The sequence below is a fragment of the Nocardioides sp. Root122 genome (assembly GCF_001425025.1).
Classification (GTDB): Bacteria; Actinomycetota; Actinomycetes; order Propionibacteriales; family Nocardioidaceae; genus Nocardioides.
In genome coordinates, this window is sequence record NZ_LMDE01000013.1 from 133965 (window position 1) to 156743 (window position 22779).

Consider the following 22779-nt stretch of genomic DNA (forward strand, 5'->3'; position numbering starts at 1 on the left):
CGGGGGCGGCGGTGGCGCTGCTGGCGCTCGTTCCGCTCGGCTATGTCGCCACCTACGTGCTGATCATCGGCCCGGGCGACCTCTGGGACCTCGTGGCCCGCCCGCGGATCGCGGAGCTGCTGCGCAACACGGTCACCCTGGCCGCCGCCTGCATGTCCGCGAGCGTCGTGCTCGGCGTCGCCCTGGCCGTCGTCGTGGAGCGCACCGACCTCCCCGGTCGCCGGCTGTGGCACGGGCTGCTCGTCGCTCCGCTCGCGGTGCCCGCCTTCGTCAACGGCTACGCCTGGATCTCGCTCGACCGCAGCGTGCACGGCTTCGGCGGGGCGTTCCTCGTCGTCACGCTGTCCTACTACCCGCTCGTCTACCTGCCGGTCGTCGCCATGCTCCGCAGGCTCGATCCGGCACTCGAGGAGTCGGCCTGGTCGCTCGGCCACTCGCGCGCCCGCACCTTCCGGACGGTGGTGCTGCCGCAGCTGCGCCCGGCCCTGCTCGGCGGCGCGCTGCTCGTGGGCCTGCACCTGCTCGCCGAGTTCGGCGCCCTGTCCCTGCTGCGCTTCCCGACGTTCACGACCGCGATCTACGACCAGTACGGCTCGACCTTCAACGGCGCGGCCGCCACCGCGATGGCCGGCGTGCTCGTCCTGCTCTGCCTGTTCCTGCTCCTCGCCGAGCTGCGACTGCGAGGAGACCGTCGCTACGCGCGCGTGGGCCGCGGTGCCGCTCGCGCCAGCGTGCCGGTCGAGCTCGGCCGGTGGCGCGCGCCGGCGCTCGCGGCGCTGGCCGCCGTGGTCGTGCTCGCCATCGGCGTGCCCGCCTTCTCGCTCCTGCGCTGGCTCGCCGTCGGCACGTCGACCGAGTTCCCGATGGCGGAGCTGACCAGGGCACTCGTCGCCACGATCGTGCTCGCGCTGGCGGGCGCCGTCGTCACCACGCTCGCCGCCGTGCCGGTCGTCTGGCTGGCCGTGCGGCACCGCGGGGTCGCCAGCACCGTGATCGAGCGCAGCACCTACGTCGCCAACGCCCTGCCGGGGATCGTCGTCGGCCTCGCCCTCGTGGTCGCCTCGCTGCGGCTCGTGCCCGTCGTCTACCAGACCGCCGGCCTGCTCGTCGCGGCGTACGCCATCTTGTTCCTGCCCCGCGCCGTGGTGACCGTGCGTGCCGGGCTGGAGCAGGCACCCGCGGTGCTCGACGACGTCTCGCACAGCCTCGGCGTCGGACCGCTCGCCACGGCCCGGCGGGTGACCCTGCCGCTGATCGCCCCCAGCCTCGGAGCCGGCGCGGCCCTCGTCTTCCTCGCCATCTCCACAGAGCTCACCGCCACGCTGATGCTCTCTCCGATCGGCACCCGCACCCTGGCCACCGAGTTCTGGTCGGCCTCCTCCGAGCTGCGCTACGGCGCCGCCGCCCCCTACGCACTGCTGCTGGTGCTGGTCTCGATCCCCGCGACGCTGCTGCTGATGCGCTCCGACTCGCCGGCCACCCAGACGGAAAGGGTCCCCGTATGAGCTCCCTGACGATCACCGGCGTCACCAAGTCGTTCGGCACGACGCGTGCCGTCGACGACGTGACCCTCCACGTCCCGCACGGCTCGTTCACGACCGTGCTCGGACCGTCCGGTTGCGGCAAGACCACGCTGCTGCGGCTCATCGCCGGCTTCCTGGTCCCGGAGTCCGGCAGCATCGCCTTCGGCGACACCGTGGTCGCCGGCGACGGGGTGCGCTCGACGCCGCCGCAGGCCCGCCGGGTCGGCTACGTCCCCCAGGAGGGCGCGCTCTTCCCGCACCTCGACGTCGCCGCCAACATCGCCTTCGGCCTGCCGAAGGAGTCGCGTGCCACCACGGGCGGACGCGACCGCGTGGCCGAGATGCTCGACCTGGTCGAGCTCCCCGCGGACTTCCGCCACCGCCGCCCCGACGAGCTGTCCGGCGGACAGCAGCAGCGCGTCGCGCTGGCCCGCTCGCTGGCGCCCCAGCCCGCCGTCGTGCTCCTCGACGAGCCGTTCTCCTCGCTCGACGCGAGCCTGCGCGGCAGCACCTCCCGTGCCGTGCGTCGCGCGCTCGAGGCGACCAACACGACCGCCCTGCTCGTCACCCACGACCAGAACGAGGCGCTGTCCCTGGCCGACCAGGTCGCGGTGATGCGCGCCGGCCGGCTGGTGCAGTCGGCGCCGCCGAGCGAGGTCTACCTGTCCCCCAGCGACCCGCAGGTCGCCGAGTTCGTCGGCCGCGCCGTGGTGCTGCCCGGCACCGCCGAGGACGCCCACGCGACGTGCGCGCTCGGCCAGGTCGTGCTCACCGAGCCGGCCAGCGGCCCGGTGTCGCTGATGATCCGGCCCGAGCAGGTCTACGTCGACCTCACCCACGACGCGGGCGTGCGCGGCGAGGTCGAGGAGGTCAGCTACTACGGCCACGACTGCGCGGTGCAGGTGCGGCTGGCCGACGGCACCCCCGTCCTCGCACGCATGGCCGGGGTCCTCCACCCCGTCCCCGGCGACACCGTGCACCTGCGCGTGACCGGCCTGGTCCGCGCCTACCGGCCGGCCGGATCGCCGTGACCCTCACGTCCACCGGGCCGCAGCTGGCGAGCCCGGTGCTCGCTCACGCCGGATTCGGGGATGAGACCGCCGTCGTGGCCGACGGCGTGGAGCTGTCGCATGCCGCGCTCGACCGGCGGGTCGCCGACCGGGCGGCGTCCTGGGGCCCCGCCCGCCGGCTCGTGCTCGTCGAGGGCGGCAACGACCTGGACTCGCTCGTGGCCTACCTCGCAGCCCTCCAGCACGGCCACGTGGCGCTCGTCGTCCCCGACGGCCGCACGGCCCAGCGCGCGGCGATGGTCGCGGCCTACGACCCCGACATCGTGTGCACCGCTGATGCCCCGGACGACGTGCGCCGCGCCGCCACCGTCCACGACCTCCACCCCGACCTGGCGCTGCTGCTCAGCACCTCGGGCACCACCGGGTCGCCCAAGCTGGTGCGCCTCTCGCGCGACAACGTCGCCAGCAACGCTGCCGCCATCGCCGCCTATCTCGACCTCTCGCCCGCCGACCGCGCGATCACCACGCTGCCGTTGCACTACTGCTACGGCCTCTCGGTGCTGCACTCGCACCTGGTCGCCGGGGCGAGCGTGGTGCTGACCGGGCTGAGCGTCGTCGACGAGTGCTTCTGGGACCTCTTCGCCCGCAGCGGCGCCACGAGCTTCGCCGGCGTCCCCCACACCTTCGACCTGCTCGCCACCAGCGGCTTCGAGGCGCGCGAGCTGCCGAGGCTGCGCCAGGTGACGCAGGCGGGCGGGCGCCTCGACCCCGACGCCGTACGCCACTGGAGCCGGTTCGGCCGCAGCCGCGGCTGGGACCTCGTCGTGATGTACGGCGCCACGGAGGCGACCGCGCGCATGGCCTGGCTGCCGCCGGACCTCGCCGAGGAGCACCCCGCCGCGATCGGTCGCGCCGTCCCTGGCGGGCACCTGCGCCTCGACGAGGAGGCCGACGACCGTCCGGGAGTCGGCGAGCTCGTCTACACCGGCCCCAACGTGATGCTCGGCTATGCCGAACGACCGGCTGACCTCGCCCTCCCGCGCCAGGTCACCGAGCTCCGCACCGGCGACCTGGGGCGGTGCGTCGACGGGCTGTTCGAGGTCGTCGGCCGTCGCAACCGCTACGGCAAGGTCTTCGGCCTCCGCATCGACCTCGACGCCGTCGAGCACACCCTGCGCGCGACGGTCGACCGGCACGCGCGCGTGGTGGCGACCGACCGGGCGGTGCACGTCTTCCTCAGCCACGGCCGTGCCGCCGCGGCCGCGCGCGGGCTGGCGACCAGCCACTGCGGCGTGCCCGCGCACGCCGTCCGGGTCACGGTCCTCGACCGGCTCCCCGTCACCGCGACCGGGAAGCCCGACCACCTCGCGCTCGGTGAGCTCGCCGAGCTGGCGGACGCCGCTCCCGCGGAGCAGACCGCGGCCACCTCGGTGCGCGCCGACTTCGTGCGGGTGCTGGGCCGCGCCGACGCCGGCGACTCCTTCGTCGACCTCGGCGGCGACTCGCTGTCCTACGTCGAGCTCGCGACCCGGCTCGCCGACCACTTCCCGGCCGGCCTCCCCACCGGGTGGCACACCCGCACCGTCGGCGACCTCGAGCGCCTCCGGGACGCGGCGACCGCCGTCGAGACCCCCGCGCGGCAGCGGGGCGTGCGCCTGGACACCACCGTCGCGCTGCGCGCGCTCGCGATCCTCTTCGTGGTCGCCAGTCACGTCGACCTCGTGGCGCTCGAGGGCGGGGCCCACCTGCTGCTCGCGCTGGCGGGCTTCAACTTCGCGCGCTTCCAGCTCTCGGCGGCCGGCGACGCCCGCGCACGCCTGCGGCACGGGCTGTCCGGGCTCGCGCAGCTTCTGGTGCCGTCGGTGCTGTGGGTCGGCGGCGTCGCCCTGCTCCTCGGCAGCTACGACCTCACCACGGCCCTGTTCGTCCGCGAGCTGGTCGACGGCTCGGAGTGGGACGACCAGTGGCAGCTGTGGTTCCTCGAGTCGCTCGTGTGGATCACCGCCGCGGCGCTCGCCCTCACCTGCGTGCCCGTGCTGCACCGGCTCGAGCGACGTACGCCGTTCCGGTTCGCGCTGGTGGTCCTCGCCGTGGCCGCCCTCGCCCGCTTCGCCGAGGTCGGGCTGCGGGCCGGTCCCACCGAGCGCTACACCACGCTGGTGGTCGCCTTCTTCTTCGTCCTCGGCTGGACCGCGGCCCGGGCCACCACCCCACGGCAGCGCCTGCTGGTGACCGCACTGGCCGCCGCGCTGACCCTCGGCTTCTTCGGCCAGGTGCACCGCGAGGTGATCGTCCTCGGCGGCTTCCTGCTCATGCTGTGGCTCCCCCACGTGACTCTCCCGCAGCGGCTGGCCCGGGCCGCGGGCGTCCTCGCGGGCGCGAGCCTGTTCATCTACCTCACGCACTGGCAGGTCTATCCCGCCCTCGAGGACGCCGGGCACCAGTGGCTCGCGCTCGTGGCGTCGATCACAGTCGGCATCGCCTACGGGCGCGTCGTGCGTCCGTTGCATCAGGCTGTCGGTCGCGCCATCCTCCGGTCGCGGTAGCCTGCCCAGCGGTACGCAACCCGGCCGCACTGAATCCCACCGCGCCGCAGTCCCCAGGAGTCCCGCGTGAGCTTGAAGAAGGTCCTGATCGCCAACCGAGGCGAGATCGCCGTCCGCGTCATCCGCGCCTGCAAGGACGCCGGCATCGGCTCCGTCGCGGTCTACGCCGACCCCGACCGCGACGCGTTGTTCGTCCGCCTCGCCGACGAGGCCCACTCGCTCGGCGGCGCCACCCCGGCCGAGTCCTACCTCGACATCGCCAAGATCATCGCGGTCGCGGAGAAGTCCGGGGCCGACTCCATCCACCCGGGCTACGGCTTCCTCGCCGAGAACGCCGAGTTCGCCCAGGCCGTCATCGACGCCGGGCTGATCTGGATCGGTCCCCCGCCCGCCGCGATCGAGGCGCTGGGCGACAAGGCGAAGGCCAAGCACATCGCCGACAAGGCCAAGGCCCCGCTGGCTCCCGGCACCAAGGACCCGGTCGCCGACGCCGACGAGGTCGTCGAGTTCGCCAAGGCCAACGGCCTGCCGGTGGCCATCAAGGCCGTCTTCGGCGGCGGCGGTCGCGGCCTCAAGGTCGCCCGCACGCTCGAGGAGATCCCCGATGCCTACGAGTCCGCGGTCCGCGAGGCCGTGACGGCCTTCGGCCGCGGCGAGTGCCTGGTCGAGAAGTTCCTCGACAAGCCGCGCCACGTCGAGACCCAGTGCCTGGCCGACCAGCACGGCAACGTCGTGGTCGTCTCCACCCGCGACTGCTCGCTCCAGCGCCGCAACCAGAAGCTCGTCGAGGAGGCGCCCGCGCCGTTCCTGTCCGACGCGCAGATGAGCGAGCTCTACGAGTCGTCCAAGCGCATCCTCAAGGAGGCCGGCTACCACGGCGCCGGGACCTGCGAGTTCCTCGTCGCCCAGGACGGCACGATCTCCTTCCTCGAGGTCAACACCCGCCTCCAGGTCGAGCACTGCGTCTCGGAGGAGGTCACCGGCATCGACCTGGTGCGTGAGATGTTCCGCATCGCCGCCGGCGAGGAGCTCGGCTACGACGACCCCGAGATCCGCGGCCACTCCATCGAGTACCGCATCAACGCCGAGGACGGCGGGCGCAACTTCATGCCCGCCCCCGGCACCCTCACGAAGTGGCACCCGCCGGCAGGACCCGGCGTACGCCTCGACGGCGGCTACGACCAGGGCGAGACCATCCCCGGCTCGTTCGACTCCCTCATCGCCAAGCTCATCGTCACCGGCAAGGACCGCACCCAGGCCCTCGAGCGCTCGCGCCGCGCCCTCGACGAGTTCGTCGTCGACGGCATGCCGACGGTCATCCCCTTCCACCGCGCTGTCGTCTCCGACCCGGCCTACGTCGGCTCGTCGACCCCCTCCGGTGAGGGTGAGTTCTCCGTCTACACCCAGTGGATCGAGACGGAGTTCGACAACCAGATCGAGCCCTACTCCGGCGACGCAGCCGAGGCCGAGGAGGCCGGCGAGCGGCAGAAGGTCACCGTCGAGGTCGGCGGCAAGCGCCTCGAGGTCGTCCTCCCCGCCGGGCTGGGTGGCCTCTCCCTCGGGGGTGGCGCTGCGGGCGGCGGGGCCAAGAAGGCCAAGCGGTCGGCGAAGAAGGCCGGCGCCGCGGCGTCCGGTGACTCCGTCACCTCGCCCATGCAGGGCACCATCGTCAAGGTCGTCGTCGAGGAGGGCCAGGAGGTCGCCGAGGGCGACACGGTCGTCGTCATGGAGGCGATGAAGATGGAGCAGCCGCTCAAGGCCCACAAGGCCGGCACCATCACCGGGCTGGCCGCCGAGGTCGGCGCAACCGTGACCAACGGCGCGGTGATCTGCGAGATCAAGGGCTGACGCAGGCCCCTAGCCCGGCGGACCCGACACGTGTCCGAGAAGTTGCCCTCGAGGAGCGATCCCGTGGGCGACATCTCGGACACGTGTGCATTTCGGGGGCTGCGGGCTCATTAGATAGCAAGCGCTCACTTTCTATGTAACACTTCCGGCGTGACCTCCGCCCCGAGACGTACGCAGGCAGAGCGCCGCGAGGGCACGATCGGCGCACTCCTCGACGCGACGGTCACCTGCCTGGCCGAGCGCGGGTACGCCGGCACGTCGACCGCCGCGGTCTGCGCGGCGGCGGGGGTCAGCCAGGGCGCGCTGTTCCGCCACTTCCCGACCCGCCAGGCACTGCTGGTGGCGACCGCCGAGCACGTCGCCACGCGGCAGGTCGAGGCCTTCCGGGCACTGGGCGCGCGGGGCGTCGACACGGCCGACGAGGTGACCGCGGTGCTCGGCCACCTCCGCGGCCTCGTGCTCTCCCCCGTGAACCAGACCTGGCGCGAGCTGCTGGTCGCCGCCCGTGCCGACGAGTCGCTGCGCAGGGCACTGCTCCCGGCCCGCGAGTCGCTGCAGGGACAGATGCTCGGTGCCGCCGCCGACCTCTGGGGCGACCGGCTCCCTGCGGAGGACCTCGCCGCCGTGCTGAGCATCGTCGTCAACATGCTCGACGGGCTGGCCTTCTCCGCGCTCGATCCCGACCCCTCGGCCGCCCCCGGCCGCACCGTCGAGCGCGCACTGCGCCTGCTCGCCGAGATGATCGTCCGCCACTACCCCGACCCCACCCCACCGGAGCAGCCATCATGACCACCGACTTCACCCCCGACGCGATCGTCGTCGGCGCCGGGCTCGCCGGCCTCGTCGCCACCCACGAGCTCGCCCTCGCCGGCAAGCGGGTGCTGGTGCTCGACCAGGAGAACCGCGACAACCTCGGAGGGCAGGCCTGGTGGTCGCTCGGCGGCCTGCTGTTCGTGGACAGCCCCGAGCAGCGACGGATGGGGATCAAGGACTCCCCCGAGCTGGCGTGGCAGGACTGGCAGGGCTCTGCCCAGTTCGACCGCCTCGGCGACGGCACCGACGGCCCCGGCCGCGGCGAGGACCACTGGCCGCAGCAGTGGGCGAAGGCGTACGTCGACTTCGCCCACCGCGAGAAGCGCGCCTACCTCCACGACCTCGGGCTCAAGTCCCTCCCGTTCGTGGGGTGGGCCGAGCGTGGCGACGGTCGCGCCACCGGGCACGGCAACTCGGTCCCCCGCTTCCACCTCACGTGGGGCACCGGCCCCGAGGTGGTCCGGATCTTCGCCGAGCCCGTGCAGCGCGCCGAGACCCAGGGTCTGGTCCGCTTCGCCTTCCGCCACCAGGTCGACGAGCTCGTGGTCCAGGACGGGGCTGTCGTCGGCGTGCGCGGCACCGTGCTGGCCGACGACGGCGCCGGGCGCGGGGTGAGGTCGAGCCGCGACGCGGTCGGCTCGTTCGAGCACCGCGCCGCCGCGGTCGTCATCACCTCAGGCGGCATCGGACACAACCACGAGCTGATGCGGCGCAACTGGCCGACGGAGCGCGTGGGTGCGGCCCCGGAGCACCTGATCTCCGGAGTCCCGGCGCACGTCGACGGGCGGATGCAGGGGATCGCCGAGGACGCCGGCGCCACGATGGTCAACAAGGACCGGATGTGGGCCTACGTCGAGGGCATCCACAACTGGGACCCGGTCTGGCCCGACCACGCCATCCGGATCCTGCCCGGACCCTCGTCGATGTGGTTCGACGCGACGGGCCGGCGCCTCGAGGGCATGTCGGGCGTCCCCGGCGCCGACTCGATCGGTGCGATGAAGCAGATCCTCGCCGCGGGTCACGACTACTCGTGGTTCGTGCTGACGCAGTCGATCATCGAGAAGGAGTTCGCCCTCTCCGGCTCCGAGCAGAACCCCGACATCACCGGCAAGGACCTCACGTTCCTCGCCAGGAGCCGCCTCGCCAAGGGCGCACCCGGACCCGTCGAGGCGTTCAAGGAGCACGGAGTCGACTTCGTGGTGGCCGACGACCTGGCCGGCCTGGTGACCGGGATGAACCAGCTCGCGCGTGGCCCGGAGCTCGACCTCGACGAGCTCGAGCGGCAGATCGTGGCGCGCGACCGCGAGGTCGACAACGCGTTCTCCAAGGACATCCAGGTGATGGCGATCCACAACGCCCGTCGCAGCCGTACGGACAAGCTGATCCGGGTCGCGAAGCCCCACAAGATCCTCGACCCCGCGCACGGTCCGCTCATCGCGGTGCGGCTCAACATCCTCTCCCGCAAGACGCTCGGCGGCCTCGAGACCAACCTCGACGGCCAGTGCCTCGCAGCCGACGGCTCCCCGATCCCCGGCCTGTACGCCGCGGGCGAGGTCGCCGGCTTCGGCGGCGGCGGGGTGCACGGCTACAACGCGCTCGAGGGCACCTTCCTCGGCGGCTGCATCTTCTCCGGCCGCGCGGTCGGTCGGGCGCTGGCACGCTGACCTCTGCACCGGCGCGCGCGGTTGCGGACCGCACACGCAGGGGCCGCACAAAACCACACCTCGCCTGCCGAACGAGTCGGTCGTACCCACTCGGCGGACGACGGGAGAGGATGAACGTATGCTCACGCCTCGTGTAGTTGCCGTCAGTCGCGACGAGACCCACCGGTTCAGCAAAGTGCCGGCTGAGTCGATCACCCTCGTGGCCGGGCTCGGGGTGCTCGGCGATGCCCACGCCGGGACCTTGGTGCAGCATCGATCGCGCGTGCGTCGCGACCCGAACCAGCCCAACCTGCGCCAGGTGCACCTGATCCACGCTGAGGTCTTCGCCGACGCCCGCGCCATGGGCTATGAACTGGGGCCGGGCGACCTCGGGGAGAACGTCCTCACCGCCGACGTCGACCTGCTCGGGTTGCCGACCGGGACCCTGCTCGATCTCGGCGGTCCCGTCGTGCGACTGACCGGCCTGCGCAACCCCTGTGCCCAGATCAACGCCTTTCGCCCCGGGCTGCTCAAGGTGGTGCTGTCCCGCGTGGACGGGACGCCGACCGACGAGCCGGCCCCGTCGACCGCCTCGCCGGGGTGCGCGACCGCGCCCCTCATTCGCAAGGCCGGAGTGATGGCAGTCGTCGAGCGCGGCGGCGAGGTCGTGCGGGGCCGACCGATCACGGTGACCCTTCCCGACACGCCCCACACGCCCCTCGCGCCCGTATGACCGCCTGCGCCCGCAAGCGTGAGCGGAGGTTCGCACCAGCGACTCGCTAGCGGAGTCCGACGGCCTCCACCAGCGCCGCCAGGTGGTGCTCGAAGATGTCCTTGGGGTCGGAGAAGGTGTCGGCACCGTACTGGCCGAACACCTCGAAGCTGACGCAGCCGAAGAGCGCGGCCCACGCAAGCATGCCGCGGGCGATCAACGCATCCGGCGCGGTGATGCCGAGCTCGCGCCGGATCCGGGCCAGGTCGCGCGCCAGCCGCCATGGGGCGACGGCGTCCTCCGGGAGCGAGACCTCCCCCGCCTGCCAGGCGTCCTCCCAGACCTCGACCAGGCGGCGGACAACCCGCGTGCCCGGCTCGGTGGTGCGCTCGGCCGGCGCCTCGTAGCCCGGGACGGGGCTGCCGAAGAGGAGGGCGTACGTCGCGGGCTCGGCGAGCGCCCACTCCCGCACTGCGCGGCCGATGGCCACCATCCGTCGCGCGTGGTCGGCCCGATCGAGCGGTGCGATCGCCGCGTCGACGGCGTCGCCGAGCTCGTCGTAGCCGTCGACGACGAGCAGGGTGAGCAGCTCGTCGCGGCTCTCGACGTAGCGGTAGACCGCGGACGAGACCACACCCAGGTCCCGCGCGACGGCGCGCAGGGACAGGGCGGCCGCGCCGTCGGTGGCGAGGTGCGACCGGCCGATCCGGACGATGTCGCGCATCGTCTGCTCGCGGGCCCGGCTCCGGGGGGTCGAGGCGGTGTCTCCCATGCGACCAGTGTGGCACGACCGGGAGCGGTCGTGACAAATGTGAGCACCGCTCTTGCTTTCGCGCGACGAGCAGGTCATGCTGGTCGAAACGAGAGCACTGCTCTCACTTCGCCCTCAGGCCAGGAGAACCTCATGTCCGTCCACGTCGTCACCGGAGCCGGTCCCGTCGGCTCCACCATCGCCCTCCAGCTCGCCGCCGCCGGTGAGCAGGTCCGACTGCTGACCCGGTCGGGCAGCGGGCCAGAGCACGACCTCATCGACCGTCGCCGGGTGGACGTGTCCCAGCCGGACCACCTCGACGACGCCTTCGCCGGCGCCGCGTCGGTCCACCACTGCATCCACGGCTCGGCGTACGACGCCGGGGTCTGGCGCGCGGAGCTCCCGAAGGCCGAGAAGGTGGTCCTCGAGGCCGCTGGCCGAGCCGGCGCCGTGGTCGTCTTCCCCGAGAGCCTGTACTCCTACGGTCCCGTGGACCGGCCCATCACCGAGGACCTGCCGCGCGCGGCGTCCACCGGCAAGCTCGGCGTGCGGACCGACCTGCTCGTCCAGCGCGACGCCTCGTCCACCCCGACCGTCAGCGTGGCCGCCTCCGACTTCTACGGCCCACTGGTCCGCAACGCGCACGCCGGCGAGCGGATGGTGCCCACCGTCCTGGCCGGCCGGACGATGCGGGTGCTGGGCAGCCTCGACCAGCCGCACTCCTTCACCTACGTCCCCGACCTCGCCGCGGCGATGGTCGCGGCGGCTGCGCGCGAGGACCTGTGGAACTCCTTCCTGCACGCCCCCACCGCACCTGCTGTCACGCAGCGTCGCCTCGTCGAGCTGACCGCCGAGGCCGCCGGGGTCCCGGTTCCGAAGGCGTCGTCGATCCCGCTGTGGGTCCTTCGCGCGTCGGGCGTGGTGTCACGGGACATGCGCGAGCTGGCGGAGACGTCGTACATGTTCACGGCGCCGTTCGTCCTCGACTCCGGCGCCAGCGAGCAGCGCCTCGGCCTCGCCCCGACGCCGATGACCGACGGCCTCACCGCGACGGTCGCGTGGTGGCGCGAGCAGGAGCGCGCCGCCGCAGCGTGAGAGGGCGACGGCATGACCGGCGTACGGACGAGTAACCCAGGTCACATCCGTCACTCGATAGGTTGCGGCCCATGTTCTCCAAGGTGCTCGTCGCCAACCGCGGCGAGATCGCAGTCCGGGCGTTCCGCGCCGCACGCGAGATCGGCGTGCGCACGGTGGCCGTCTTCCCGCACGAGGACCGGTGGTCCGAGCACCGGATGAAGGCCGAGGAGGCCTACCAGATCGGCGAGGAGGGGCACCCGGTCCGGGCCTACCTCGACCCCGACGCGATCGTCGAGGTCGCCGTCCGCTGCGGCGCCGATGCGATCTACCCGGGATACGGCTTCCTCTCGGAGAACCCCGCGCTGGCCGAGGCCTGTGCCGCGGCGGGCATCACCTTCATCGGCCCCAGCGCCGACGTGCTGACGTTGACCGGCAACAAGGCCCGGGCCATCGCCGCCGCCAAGGCCGCCGGTGTGCCCGTGCTGGAGTCCGTGCCGCCCTCCACCGACGTCGACGAGCTCCTCGTCGCCGCCGAGCAGATCCAGGCACCCCTGTTCGTCAAGGCCGTCGCCGGCGGCGGCGGTCGCGGCATGCGCCGCGTCGACGACCGCGCCGACCTGCGTGAGGCGATCGAGACCTGCATGCGTGAGGCCGAGGGCGCCTTCGGCGACCCGACCGTCTTCATCGAGCAGGCCGTGGTCGATCCTCGCCACATCGAGGTGCAGATCCTCTCGGACGGGACCGGCGCCGACGAGGGCGTGATCCACCTCTACGAGCGAGACTGCTCGGTGCAGCGTCGCCACCAGAAGGTCGTCGAGATCGCCCCCGCACCCAACCTGGACCCCGAGCTCCGGGACCGGATCTGCGCGGACGCCGTGCGCTTCGCCCGAGAGATCGACTACAAGAACGCCGGCACGGTCGAGTTCCTCCTCGACCCGTCGGGCAACTACGTCTTCATCGAGATGAACCCCCGCATCCAGGTCGAGCACACGGTGACCGAGGAGGTCACCGGGGTCGACCTCGTGCAGTCGCAGATGCGCATCGCCGCCGGCGCGACCCTGACCGACCTCGAGCTGACCCAGGAGTCGGTGCAGCCGCGCGGCTTCGCGCTGCAGTGCCGGATCACCACCGAGGACCCCGCCAACGGGTTCCGCCCCGACACCGGCAAGATCACGATGTACCGCTCCCCCGGCGGTCCCGGGGTGCGCCTCGACGGCGGTACGACCTACACCGGCGCCGAGATCAGCCCGCACTTCGACTCGATGCTGGCCAAGCTGACCTGCCGCGGCCGCACCTTCGAGTCGGCGGTCGAGAAGGCTCGCCGCGCGCTGCTGGAGTTCCGCATCCGGGGCGTCTCCACCAACGTCAGCTTCCTGCAGGCCGTGCTCGCCGATCCCGACTTCGCCGCCGGCGGCGTCACCACGTCCTTCATCGAGGACCACCCCCAGCTGCTCAAGGCGCGGGTCGGGGCCGACCGTGCCTCGCGTCTGCTGACCTACCTCGCCGACGTGACGGTCAACCAGCCGCACGGGCCGGCCCCGGTCACGCTCGCGGCCGCGACCAAGCTGCCCGCGCTCGACCGCTCCGCCCCGATCCCCGACGGCTCGCGCCAGCTGCTCGCCGAGCTCGGTCCCGCGGAGTTCGCCCGCCGGCTCCGCGCCCAGAAGGACGTCGCGGTCACCGACACCACCTTCCGCGACGCGCACCAGTCGCTGCTCGCGACCCGGGTCCGCACCCGCGACCTGCTGGCCGTGGCCGAGCACGTCGCCCGCACCACCCCGCAGCTGTGGTCCCTGGAGTGCTGGGGCGGAGCGACGTACGACGTGGCGCTGCGCTTCCTGTCCGAGGACCCGTGGGACCGGCTCGCCGCGCTGCGCGAGGCAGTGCCCAACGTCTGCCTGCAGATGCTGCTCCGCGGCCGCAACACCGTCGGCTACACCCCCTACCCGACCCGGGTGACCGAGGCGTTCGTCGAGGAGGCCGCCGCCACCGGCATCGACGTCTTCCGGATCTTCGACGCCCTCAACGACGTCTCCCAGATGCGCCCGGCGATCGAGGCGGTCCGCGCCACCGGCACCACCGTCGCCGAGGTCGCCCTCTGCTACACCGGCGACCTCTCCTCCCCCGACGAGACGCTCTACACGCTCGACTACTACCTCCGCCTCGCCGACCAGATCGTCTCGGCCGGGGCGCACGTGCTGGCGATCAAGGACATGGCCGGCCTGCTCCGCGCCCCCGCCGCCCGCACCCTGGTCACCGCGCTGCGCGAGCGGTTCGACCTCCCCGTGCACCTGCACACCCACGACACCCCCGGTGGCCAGCTCGCCACCCTGGTCGCGGCGATCGAGTCGGGCGTCGACGCGGTCGACGCAGCCAGCGCGGCGATGGCCGGCACCACGTCGCAGCCCGCGCTGTCGGCGCTGGTCTCGGCCACCGACCACTCGGACCGCGAGACCGGTCTGTCGCTGGCCGCGGTCAACGCGATGGAGCCCTACTGGGAGGCCACCCGACGGGTCTACGCCCCCTTCGAGTCCGGCCTGCCCGCGCCGACGGGACGCGTCTACCGCCACGAGATCCCCGGCGGCCAGCTGTCCAACCTGCGCCAGCAGGCCATCGCGCTGGGCCTCGGCGAGAAGTTCGAGCAGGTCGAGGACATGTACGCCGCCGCCAACGACATCCTCGGCAACGTGGTCAAGGTGACGCCGTCGTCGAAGGTCGTCGGCGACCTGGCGCTCGCCCTGGTCGCGGCCGGCGCCGACCCCGCGGAGTTCGAGGCTGACCCGGCGTCCTACGACGTCCCGGACTCGGTCATCGGCTTCCTCAACGGCGAGCTCGGCGACCCGCCCGGCGGCTGGCCGGAGCCTTTCCGCACCAAGGCGCTCGCGGGTCGCACGTGGAAGCAGCCCACCGAGACCCTCACGCCCGAGCAGGAGGCCGGCCTCGAGGCCGACCGCCGAGGCACGCTCAACGAGCTGCTCTTCCCCGGCCCGACGGCGGCGTTCCGCGAGAGCCGGGAGACCTTCGGCGACCTCTCCGTGCTGTCCACCGTCGACTACCTCTACGGCCTGCGCCGCGGCGAGGAGCACCGGGTGCGGGTCCGCGAGGGCCGCGAGATGCTCTTCGGCCTCGAGGCGATCAGCGAGCCCGACGAGCGCGGCTTCCGCAACGTGCTCGCCACCATCGACGGGCAGCTGCGCCCGGTGCAGGTGCGCGACCGCACGGTGTCCGCGGAGGTCGCCTCGGCCGAGCGGGCCGACCCGAACGTGCCCGGCCACGTCGCCGCCCCCTACGACGGCGCGGTGACCGTGACCGTCGCGGAGGGCGACTCCGTGGAGGCCGGACAGACCGTGGCGACCATCGAGGCGATGAAGATGGAGGCCTCCATCACCGCCCCGGTCGCCGGCACGGTGACCCGCGTGGCGATCCCCTCGACGAAGGCCGCCGAGGGCGGCGACCTGGTGCTGGTCATCGGGTAGGGCCCGAGGTCAGGACTGGTTGAGCACCACCACGTCGGGGTCGGGCTCGGCGTACTCGGTGACCTCCGGCTCGTCACCGGTGACGGAGCGGAAGACCTCGGCGGCCATCGCGCGCATGCCGTTGATCTTGGGGTGGAACGGCGCGGCCACGCCGGCGCGGAAGCGCGGGCCGTTGATCCAGGCCCGGCCCTTGGCGCACACGTCGTGGCCGTCCGAGACCGCGGCCATGTCGACGTAGGTCGCTCCTGCCGCCTCGGCGCCGGCCTCCAGCGAGTCGTTGAGCCGCTCGGCGACCCGCCCGACCGGGCCGAGCACCTCCGGGGAGGCGCCGACAGCCGCGCAGGTGCGGTCTGTCGGGAGGATGTCGGGGTAGCCGACGACGTAGACGCTGGCGTCCGGCGCGCGCCGGGCGATCCGGCGCACGGCCTGCTCGACGCGGCCGGCGACCTTGCGGGCGTCGGCCTCGAGCTCGGCCACCGGGCAGGTGGCGAGGCGCCCGTCCTGGCAGCGGATGAGGGAGTCGTAGATCCCGAAGTCGTTGCCGCCGATGCCGAGGGTGACCAGGTCGGTGTCGGCGGAGACCGCGTCGAGCTGCGGGCGGGTGGTCTTGCCGTCGAACATCCGCATCCGCTGGTAGAGGTCCACCGTGGTGGCGGCCGAGCACGACACGTCGGTGTAGCTGGCGACGTCGAGCCAGTCGGCCAGGAAGGCCGGGTAGTTGTCGCGGGAGCGGGCGCACCCCGTTGGGTCGGAGCGCATGGTGCCGATGAACGGGCCCGCCGAGAACGAGTCACCGAGGGCGACGTAGTCGATGGTGCTCGTCACCTCGGTGTCGACGACCGGGTCGGGCAGGTCGAGACCGCCGTCGGCTGCCTGGCCGCCCTCGCACCCGGTGGCGGCAAGGGCCAGCCCCGCCAGCAGGACACCCCACCTCACGGGCGCACCGGTCCCGTCTGTCGCGGTGCGACGGAGGGGAAGGTGAACCAGCTGGACGGCAGGCCCAGTGCGGAGCGGACCGTGTCGCCGTCGACGCTCACCCTGGTGCCGTTGGTGCCGACGAAGGCCATGTCGACGACCCGGCCGCCCCAGTCGCCGTTGCCGTCGCGGGTCGTGACCTCGATGGCTGCGAGGTCGCCGACGGCGGGCCACTGCTTCTCGATCTGCGCGTCGTCGACGGTCCGGCTCCACGTCGAGTACGTCGGGTTGGCGACGCCGTCGTAGGGGTCGGCCTGGGCGACGAGGTAGGGCATGGAGCCCGCCGAGGAGAAGCCGCCGTTGCTCGCGGAGAACTGCGTGAACGCGGGTCGGCCCTCGTGGAACAGGCCCTGCCCGGCGGTCGCCGCGATGGCGGCGTCCGCGGCGGCGTGCTCCACGTCGACGCCGCCGTAGACCTGGCACTGCGTGGTGTCGCAGAGGTCGTAGTGAGGGGCGGCCGGGTGCGAGCGCTCGAAGGCGGCATAGGTGCGGGCGGCCACCGACTGGGCGCTCACCGCGGCGGGCTCCCACAGGGGCGGCACCTCCTCGGGCACGACGCCACGCAGGTAGGCCTCCATCCCGACCCGGTTGACCGTCTCGCGCCGGGCGCCCCGGCGGGGAGCCACCGACTGCAGGGTGCCGCGGTAGTCGCGCCGCTCCCCGGGCAGGACCAGGGTCAGCCGGCCGGTGACCGAGGAGAACTCGGCCTCGCCCGGGACCCTCCTCCACGTCTTCCACCGGCCACCCCGGGTGGACTGCACGAGCGTGTCGTCGCCCTGCGCCACGAGCCGCCACTTCCTGGCCGTCAGCGGCGGCAGCCGCCACGTGCGCCTGCGCTCCAGGCTGGTGACCTTGAGGCCGCGGGCGGCGGCGACCTGGACGTCGCGCCCGGAGTCGGCGGTGATCAGCACGCGGATCCTGCCCGTGACGGGGCCCCACGTCGTGCCGGGGTAGTAGAACTCGTCGATCTGCTGCCACGTCAGCCCCTGCAGCGCAGCACCCTGGGCGCCGTACTGGGAAAGGCCGTGGCCGTGGCCGAACCCGTGGCCGGTGATCGTGATCGCGACGGACCCGGGCGTCGGGTAGGTCTCGACCTTCCGGCGCGGGGCAGCGGCGTCCGCGGGCAGGACCGGAAGCAGCAGCGCACTCAGCACGAACGCGAGCAGGAAGCGGGATCGGGTCATGACGTGGTCCTCCCCCCCGGGGGATCGATGAGCAGAGCCACCGAGCGTACAGGGGGTCGCCGACCCCCGGACCCGGACGGCGGAACCACTGGGGACTGTCGGACCCGCCTGTGAGACTGGAGGCGTGCCCGAGGGAGACAGTGTCTGGAAGCTCGCGCGGCGGCTCGACCGCCAGCTGGCGGGACACCTCCTCACCCGCTCCGACTTCCGCACGCCGCGACTCGCCACGCGAGACGTCGCCGGACGCACGGTGCTGGGCCACGACACCCATGGCAAGCACCTCCTCACCCGGCTCTCCGGCCTCGACGGCTCACCCCCGGCCACGCTCCACAGCCACCTCCGCATGGACGGGTCGTGGTCGACGCTCGCACCCGGCAAGCGCCTGCCCGCCCGGCTGCAGCCGCACGTCCGCCTGATGCTCACGCTCGACGACGCCCGCACCGTCCACGGCATCCGGCTGCACGACCTCGACCTGGTGCCCACCGACCGCGAGCAGGACCTCGTCGGGCACCTCGGCCCCGACCCGCTCCGCGCCGACTGGGACGCCCCCGAGGCCGTGCGCCGCCTCCGCGCCGCCCCGGACACCCCGCTGGTCACCGCGCTGCTCGACCAGCGGTCGATGGCCGGCCTCGGCAACCTCTGGGCCAACGAGCTGGCCTTCCTGATCGGGGTCAGCCCGTGGACGCCGGTGGGCGACGTCGACGTCGAGCGCGCGGCGACGATGCTGCACCACTCCGCCACGGTCGAGGGCGCCTACCAGGTCACAACCGGCTCGCCGTCCAGGGGCGACGACCACTGGGTCACGGGCCGCCAGCGGCGGGGGTGCCGCCGCTGCCGGGGGCCGGTGAGCGTGCAGGCCGAGGTGCCGGGCGACGCCGCCAACCGGTGGACCTGGTGGTGCCCGGCCTGCCAGCCCGGCCCCGGGTCCGAGGCCAGGACCGGTGTCGGTGTCAGACCCGGTGCAGCCGGCGGGCGGCCTCGGCGATCGACCCGCTCATCGAGGGGTAGACGGTGAACGCGTGCGCGAGCTGGTCGGCGGTCAGCGACTCCGCGACGGCGATCGAGACCGGGTGGATCAGCTCGGAGGCACGCGGGCCGACGACCACTCCCCCCACCACGATGCCGGTGCCGGGACGGCAGAAGAGCTTCACGAAGCCGTCACGCACGCCCTGCATCTTGGCGCGGGCGTTGCCCGCCAGCGGGAGCATGACCACCTCGGCGGCGATCTCGCCCGCGTCGACCGCCTGCTGCGACCAGCCCACCGTGGCGATCTCCGGTGAGGTGAAGACGTTGGAGGAGACCTTCTTGAGGTCGAGCGGGGCGACCGCGTCGCCGAGGAAGTGCCACATCGCGATCCGGCCCTGCATCGCCGCGACGGAGGCGAGCATCAGCACGCCGGTGCAGTCGCCGGCGGCGTAGATGCCGCGCGCGGTGGTGCGCGAGACCCGGTCGACCGTGATGAAGCCACCGTCGTCGGTCGCCACCCCGGCCTCCTCGAGCCCCAGGTCGGCGGTGTTGGGGATGGAGCCGAGGGCGAGGATGCAGTGGCTGCCGGTGACCGTGCGGCCGTCGGTCAGCGTCACGGTGACCTCGTCACCGTCGCGGGTCACCGACTGCATCCGCGACTTCCCGAGCACGTGCATCCCGCGGCGGGTGAGCACCTCCTCGAGCACGGCGGACGCGTCGGCGTCCTCACCGGGCAGCACCCGGTCGCGGCTGCTCACCAGGGTGACGTCGATGCCGAGGGAGAGGTAGGCGCTGGCGAACTCCGCGCCGGTCACGCCCGACCCCACCACGATCAGCTTCTCCGGCACCTCGGTCAGGTCGTAGACCTGCTCCCAGGTCAGGATCCGCTCGCCGTCGGGCTGGGCGCTGGGCAGCGTGCGCGGGGCGGCACCCGTGGCCACGATGATCGCGTCCGCCCGGAGCGTCTCCTCGCCCGACGCGGTGGTCGCGATGACGGTGAGGTCGGGCCCGAGGCGGCCGCGCCCCGTCACGACGCGTACGCCGTCGCGGTCGAGGCGGGCCGCGATGTCGGTCGACTGGTCGGCGGCGAGCTGCTTCACGCGGGCGTTGACGCGGGCCAGGTCGACGGCGATCGAGGTGGCGGCGTCGCCCTCGTGGTCGTGGAAGTTGACCCCGAGCTCCCGCGCCGTGGACATGTCGGTCATCAGCTCGGCCGTGGCGATCAGCGTCTTGCTCGGCACGCAGTCGGTGAGGACCGCGGAGCCGCCCACCCCGTCGGTGTCGACGACGGTCACCTCGGCGCCGAGCTGCGCCGCGACGTGGGCGGCCTCGTAGCCGCCCGGACCGCCGCCGACGATGACGATGTGGTCGGTCATCAGAAGTTGATCATGTGGCCGGCGATGCCGTGGACGGCCTCCTTGACGGCCTCGCTCAGCGTCGGGTGCGCGAAGACGTTGCGGGCCACCTCGTCGGCGGTGAGGTCCCACTTCTGCGCCAGGGTCAGCACGGGCAGCAGCTCGGTGACTCCCGGGCCGATCATGTGGGCGCCGATGATCTCGTTGTGCTCGCCGTCGGCGACGACCTTCACGAAGCCCACGGCCTCGCCGAGGCCCATCGCCTTGCCGTTGGCGGTGAAGGGGAACGACGCGGTCTTCACGTCGTAGCCCTTCTCCTTGGCCTGGGCCTCGCTGTAGCCGAACGAGGCGATCTGCGGGTTGCAGTAGGTCGCGCGCGGGACGAAGTCGTAGTCGACCGGCATGGTCTCGGCACCGTTGATCGTCTCCGCGGCGACGACACCCATGGCCTCGGCCACGTGGGCGAGCATCATCTTGCCGGTGCAGTCGCCGATGGCGTAGACGCCCGGGACGTTGGTGCGCATGTAGTCGTCGATCTCGATCGCGCCGCGCTCGGAGACCGCCACGCCGACGTTCTCGAGGCCGTAGCCGTCGATGCGGGGCGCGAAGCCGAAGGCCGCGAGGAACTTGTCGGCCTCGAGCACCTGCTCGTCGCCGCCGGCGGCCGGGGCGACCGTGACCTTCACGCCCGAGCCGGTGTCCTCGACACCCTTCACGGCGGTGGAGGTCAGCACCTTCACGCCGAGCTTCTTGTAGTGCTTGGCGAGCTCCTTGGAGATGTCGGCGTCCTCGGTGGGGACCATCCGGTCGAGGAACTCCACGATCGTGACGTCGACGCCGAAGTTGGCCATCACGTAGGCGAACTCCACGCCGATGGCGCCGGAGCCGCCGATGACGATCGAGCTGGGGAGCTGGTCGGTGAGGATCTGCTCCTCGTAGGTGACGACGTTCTCGCTGAGCTCCACACCGGGCACCAGGCGCACCTTCGCACCGGCGGCGATGATCAGGTTGTCGAAGGTGTAGCGGGTGGTCTGCCCGTCCTTGCCCTTCACGTCGACGTCGTTGCGGCCCGCGAGGGTGCCCCAGCCGTCGATCTCGGTGATCTTGTTCTTCTTCATCAGGAAGTGGACGCCCTTGACGATGCCGGCGCTGACGTCACGGCTGCGCTTGTGCGTCGGGCCGAAGGCCATCGTGGCGTCGCCCTCGATGCCGAACTTCGCCTTCTCGTGCTGGAGCGTGTGCGCCAGCTCGGCGTTCTTCAGCAGCGCCTTGGAGGGGATGCAGCCGACGTTGAGGCAGACCCCTCCCCAGTACTTGTCCTCGACCACGGCCACCTTCTGGCCGAGCTGCGAGGCGCGGATGGCGGCGACGTAGCCACCGGGGCCGGCGCCGAGGACGAGGGTGTCGAAGTGCGTGTCGGTCACGGCCCCAGCCTAGTTGTCCGTGCCACGCGGGAGTCCACCGAGGTCGAGGCTCGATATCCTGTCGCCCGTGACGCTCTACGCCGCCTACGGGACGAACCTCGATCCCGCCCGGATGGGCGAGCGCTGCCCGCACTCGATCCTGCACTCGACGGGCTGGCTCACCGGCTGGCGGCTCACCTTCGGCGGTGAGGAGCACGGCTGGGACGGCGCGCTCTCCACGATCGTCCAGGACCCGTTCGAGCAGGTCTTCGTGGCGGTCTACGACGTCACCCCCGAGGACGAGCGCTCCCTCGACGGCTGGGAGTCCGCCGACAGCGGGCTCTACCGCAAGACCAAGGTGCGGGTGCAGACGATGACCGGCGAGATGGTCGTGTGGGCCTACGTCCTCGACGCCTACGAGGGCGGCCTGCCGTCGGCCTCCTACCTGGGGGTGCTCGCCGACGCCGCCGACGCCGCCGGCGCCCCCGAGGACTACGTCGCCGCCCTGCGCCGACGCGCCTGCCGATCGACCGGCCTCTGACCCCGTCGCGCACGTGACCTGCCGCGCACTCGCGCGTTGGACCAGTGCGACGTCCGCCGTTGGGCAGGGGTCAACGGCGGACGTCGTGACCGGCCAGTCCTTCGGTCTAGAGTTCGCGGCGTGACCCACGCAGCTGACGCGCCCACGCCCTACGAGCTCGCCGGATCCGCCGCGGAGCGGCTCGCCGAGCTGACCGGGGTGGAGCGCCACGACATCGCCCTCGTCCTCGGCTCCGGCTGGCTGCCGGCCGTCGACGCCCTCGGCGAGGCCACCGCCGAGATCGACACCACCGACCTCCCCGGCTTCAGCGCCGCCGCGGTCGCCGGCCACAGCGGCAAGATCCGCTCGATCAGGACCTCGACCCCCGACGGGGAACGCCACCTGCTGGTCTTCCTCTCGCGCACCCACTTCTACGAGGGCAAGGGCGTCGCTGCGGTCGTCCACCCGGTCCGTACGGCAGCGGCCGCCGGCTGCTCGGCCATCGTCCTCACCAACGGGTGCGGCGGTCTCAAGCAGGGCTGGCAGCCCGGCCAGCCGGTGCTGATCTCCGACCACATCAACCTGACCGGCACCAGCCCCATCGTCGGCGCCAACTTCGTCGACCTCACCGACCTCTACAGCCCGCGCCTTCGGGGACTCTGCAAGGAGATCGACGACTCGCTCGACGAGGGCGTCTACGTCCAGTTCCCCGGTCCCCACTACGAGACCCCGGCCGAGGTGCGCATGGCCGGCATCCTGGGCGGACACCTGGTCGGCATGAGCACCACGCTCGAGGCGATCGCGGCCCGCGAGGCCGGCATGGAGGTCCTCGGCATCAGCCTGGTCACCAACCTCGCTGCGGGGTTGAGCGGTGAGCCGCTCAACCACGAGGAGGTCCTCGAGGCGGGCCGGGCCGCGGCGAGCCGGATGGGCGGCCTGCTCAGCCAGGTCGTCGAGCGGATCTGAGGGGCGACCTG

Annotated in this window: 17 protein-coding genes; 12 read left to right on the forward strand and 5 right to left on the reverse strand. The window is 72.7% G+C overall.

Going from position 1 to position 22779, the window contains the following annotated elements; translation table 11 throughout:
• The first annotated feature begins 11 nt into the window (after positions 1-11).
• The 7 genes from ASC64_RS17760 to ASC64_RS17790 all read left to right on the forward strand — a co-directional run bounded on the left by ASC64_RS17760 (position 12) and on the right by ASC64_RS17790 (position 10116).
• The gene (locus tag ASC64_RS17760) at positions 12-1505 is read left to right on the forward strand and encodes an ABC transporter permease (protein ID WP_235563811.1); all 1494 of its coding nucleotides are present in this window, start codon (positions 12-14) and stop codon (positions 1503-1505) included.
• Positions 1502-2554 (forward strand): ABC transporter ATP-binding protein, encoded by a 1053-nt coding sequence (locus ASC64_RS17765; RefSeq protein WP_056908883.1) that lies wholly within the window; start codon positions 1502-1504, stop codon positions 2552-2554. The genes ASC64_RS17760 and ASC64_RS17765 overlap by 4 nt, the downstream gene beginning before the upstream one ends.
• On the forward strand, positions 2551-5079 hold the full coding sequence (locus ASC64_RS17770; protein ID WP_056908884.1) for an AMP-binding protein: 2529 nt from the start codon (positions 2551-2553) through the stop codon (positions 5077-5079). Before ASC64_RS17765 ends, ASC64_RS17770 begins: the two co-directional genes overlap by 4 nt.
• 66 nt (positions 5080-5145) lie before the next feature.
• Positions 5146-6927 (forward strand): acetyl/propionyl/methylcrotonyl-CoA carboxylase subunit alpha, encoded by a 1782-nt coding sequence (locus ASC64_RS17775; RefSeq protein WP_056908885.1) that lies wholly within the window; start codon positions 5146-5148, stop codon positions 6925-6927.
• 150 nt (positions 6928-7077) lie between these two features.
• Complete coding sequence (locus ASC64_RS17780; RefSeq protein ID WP_056908886.1) at positions 7078-7716, forward strand: TetR/AcrR family transcriptional regulator; 639 nt, start codon at positions 7078-7080, stop codon at positions 7714-7716.
• Positions 7713-9404, forward strand: a complete 1692-nt coding sequence (locus tag ASC64_RS17785) for an FAD-binding dehydrogenase (RefSeq protein ID WP_056908887.1) — start codon at positions 7713-7715, stop codon at positions 9402-9404. The genes ASC64_RS17780 and ASC64_RS17785 overlap by 4 nt, the downstream gene beginning before the upstream one ends.
• Before the next feature lie 118 nt (positions 9405-9522).
• On the forward strand, positions 9523-10116 hold the full coding sequence (locus ASC64_RS17790) for an MOSC domain-containing protein (RefSeq protein ID WP_056908888.1): 594 nt from the start codon (positions 9523-9525) through the stop codon (positions 10114-10116).
• Positions 10117-10162: 46 nt separating this feature from the next.
• Here the strand turns inward: ASC64_RS17790 and ASC64_RS17795 are convergent, their stop codons facing one another.
• Positions 10163-10867 (reverse strand): TetR/AcrR family transcriptional regulator, encoded by a 705-nt coding sequence (locus tag ASC64_RS17795; RefSeq protein ID WP_056908889.1) that lies wholly within the window; start codon positions 10865-10867, stop codon positions 10163-10165.
• Between the two features lie 132 nt (positions 10868-10999).
• On the opposite strand from ASC64_RS17795, the gene ASC64_RS17800 reads away from it, so the two are divergent.
• Positions 11000-11941, forward strand: coding sequence for an NAD-dependent epimerase/dehydratase family protein (locus ASC64_RS17800; protein ID WP_056908890.1), 942 nt, complete (start codon positions 11000-11002; stop codon positions 11939-11941).
• Between the two features lie 71 nt (positions 11942-12012).
• Entirely contained in the window at positions 12013-15399 is a 3387-nt protein-coding gene (locus ASC64_RS17805; RefSeq protein ID WP_056908891.1) for a pyruvate carboxylase, read from the forward strand.
• A gap of 9 nt (positions 15400-15408) precedes the next feature.
• Here the strand turns inward: ASC64_RS17805 and ASC64_RS17810 are convergent, their stop codons facing one another.
• Positions 15409-16335 carry an SGNH/GDSL hydrolase family protein gene (locus ASC64_RS17810; protein ID WP_056908892.1) on the reverse strand — a complete coding sequence of 309 codons (927 nt, stop codon included), beginning with the start codon at positions 16333-16335 and terminating at the stop codon, positions 15409-15411.
• The gene (locus ASC64_RS17815; RefSeq protein WP_056908893.1) at positions 16332-17558 is read right to left on the reverse strand and encodes a SpoIID/LytB domain-containing protein; all 1227 of its coding nucleotides are present in this window, start codon (positions 17556-17558) and stop codon (positions 16332-16334) included. Before ASC64_RS17815 ends, ASC64_RS17810 begins: the two co-directional genes overlap by 4 nt.
• Positions 17559-17682: 124 nt before the next feature.
• Between ASC64_RS17815 and ASC64_RS17820 the strand changes: the two genes are divergently transcribed.
• A complete protein-coding gene (locus ASC64_RS17820) occupies positions 17683-18573 on the forward strand; it encodes a DNA-formamidopyrimidine glycosylase family protein (RefSeq protein ID WP_082550605.1) in 891 nt (296 codons plus the stop codon).
• On the opposite strand, the gene ASC64_RS17825 is transcribed toward ASC64_RS17820, so the two are convergent.
• Entirely contained in the window at positions 18509-19900 is a 1392-nt protein-coding gene (locus ASC64_RS17825) for an NAD(P)H-quinone dehydrogenase (RefSeq protein WP_056908894.1), read from the reverse strand. The genes ASC64_RS17820 and ASC64_RS17825 overlap by 65 nt on opposite strands.
• Entirely contained in the window at positions 19900-21303 is a 1404-nt protein-coding gene (gene lpdA / locus ASC64_RS17830; RefSeq protein ID WP_056908895.1) for a dihydrolipoyl dehydrogenase, read from the reverse strand. Before lpdA ends, ASC64_RS17825 begins: the two co-directional genes overlap by 1 nt.
• Before the next feature lie 67 nt (positions 21304-21370).
• Between lpdA and ASC64_RS17835 the strand changes: the two genes are divergently transcribed.
• Entirely contained in the window at positions 21371-21823 is a 453-nt protein-coding gene (locus ASC64_RS17835) for a gamma-glutamylcyclotransferase (RefSeq protein WP_056908896.1), read from the forward strand.
• Between the two features lie 120 nt (positions 21824-21943).
• Positions 21944-22768: a purine-nucleoside phosphorylase gene (locus tag ASC64_RS17840; protein WP_056908897.1), complete on the forward strand. Its 825-nt coding sequence runs from the start codon at positions 21944-21946 to the stop codon at positions 22766-22768.
• The last annotated feature ends 11 nt before the right edge of the window (positions 22769-22779 follow it).

Coding starts and splice junctions, on each gene's coding strand:
- ASC64_RS17785 (WP_056908887.1), top strand. CDS start 7,713: ATGACCACCGACTTCACCCCCGACGCGATCGTCGTCGGCGCCGGGCTC.
- ASC64_RS17765 (WP_056908883.1), top strand. CDS start 1,502: ATGAGCTCCCTGACGATCACCGGCGTCACCAAGTCGTTCGGCACGACG.
- ASC64_RS17800 (WP_056908890.1), top strand. CDS start 11,000: ATGTCCGTCCACGTCGTCACCGGAGCCGGTCCCGTCGGCTCCACCATC.
- ASC64_RS17815 (WP_056908893.1), bottom strand. CDS start 17,558: ATGACCCGATCCCGCTTCCTGCTCGCGTTCGTGCTGAGTGCGCTGCTG.
- ASC64_RS17825 (WP_056908894.1), bottom strand. CDS start 19,900: ATGACCGACCACATCGTCATCGTCGGCGGCGGTCCGGGCGGCTACGAG.
- ASC64_RS17790 (WP_056908888.1), top strand. CDS start 9,523: ATGCTCACGCCTCGTGTAGTTGCCGTCAGTCGCGACGAGACCCACCGG.
- ASC64_RS17795 (WP_056908889.1), bottom strand. CDS start 10,867: ATGGGAGACACCGCCTCGACCCCCCGGAGCCGGGCCCGCGAGCAGACG.
- ASC64_RS17805 (WP_056908891.1), top strand. CDS start 12,013: ATGTTCTCCAAGGTGCTCGTCGCCAACCGCGGCGAGATCGCAGTCCGG.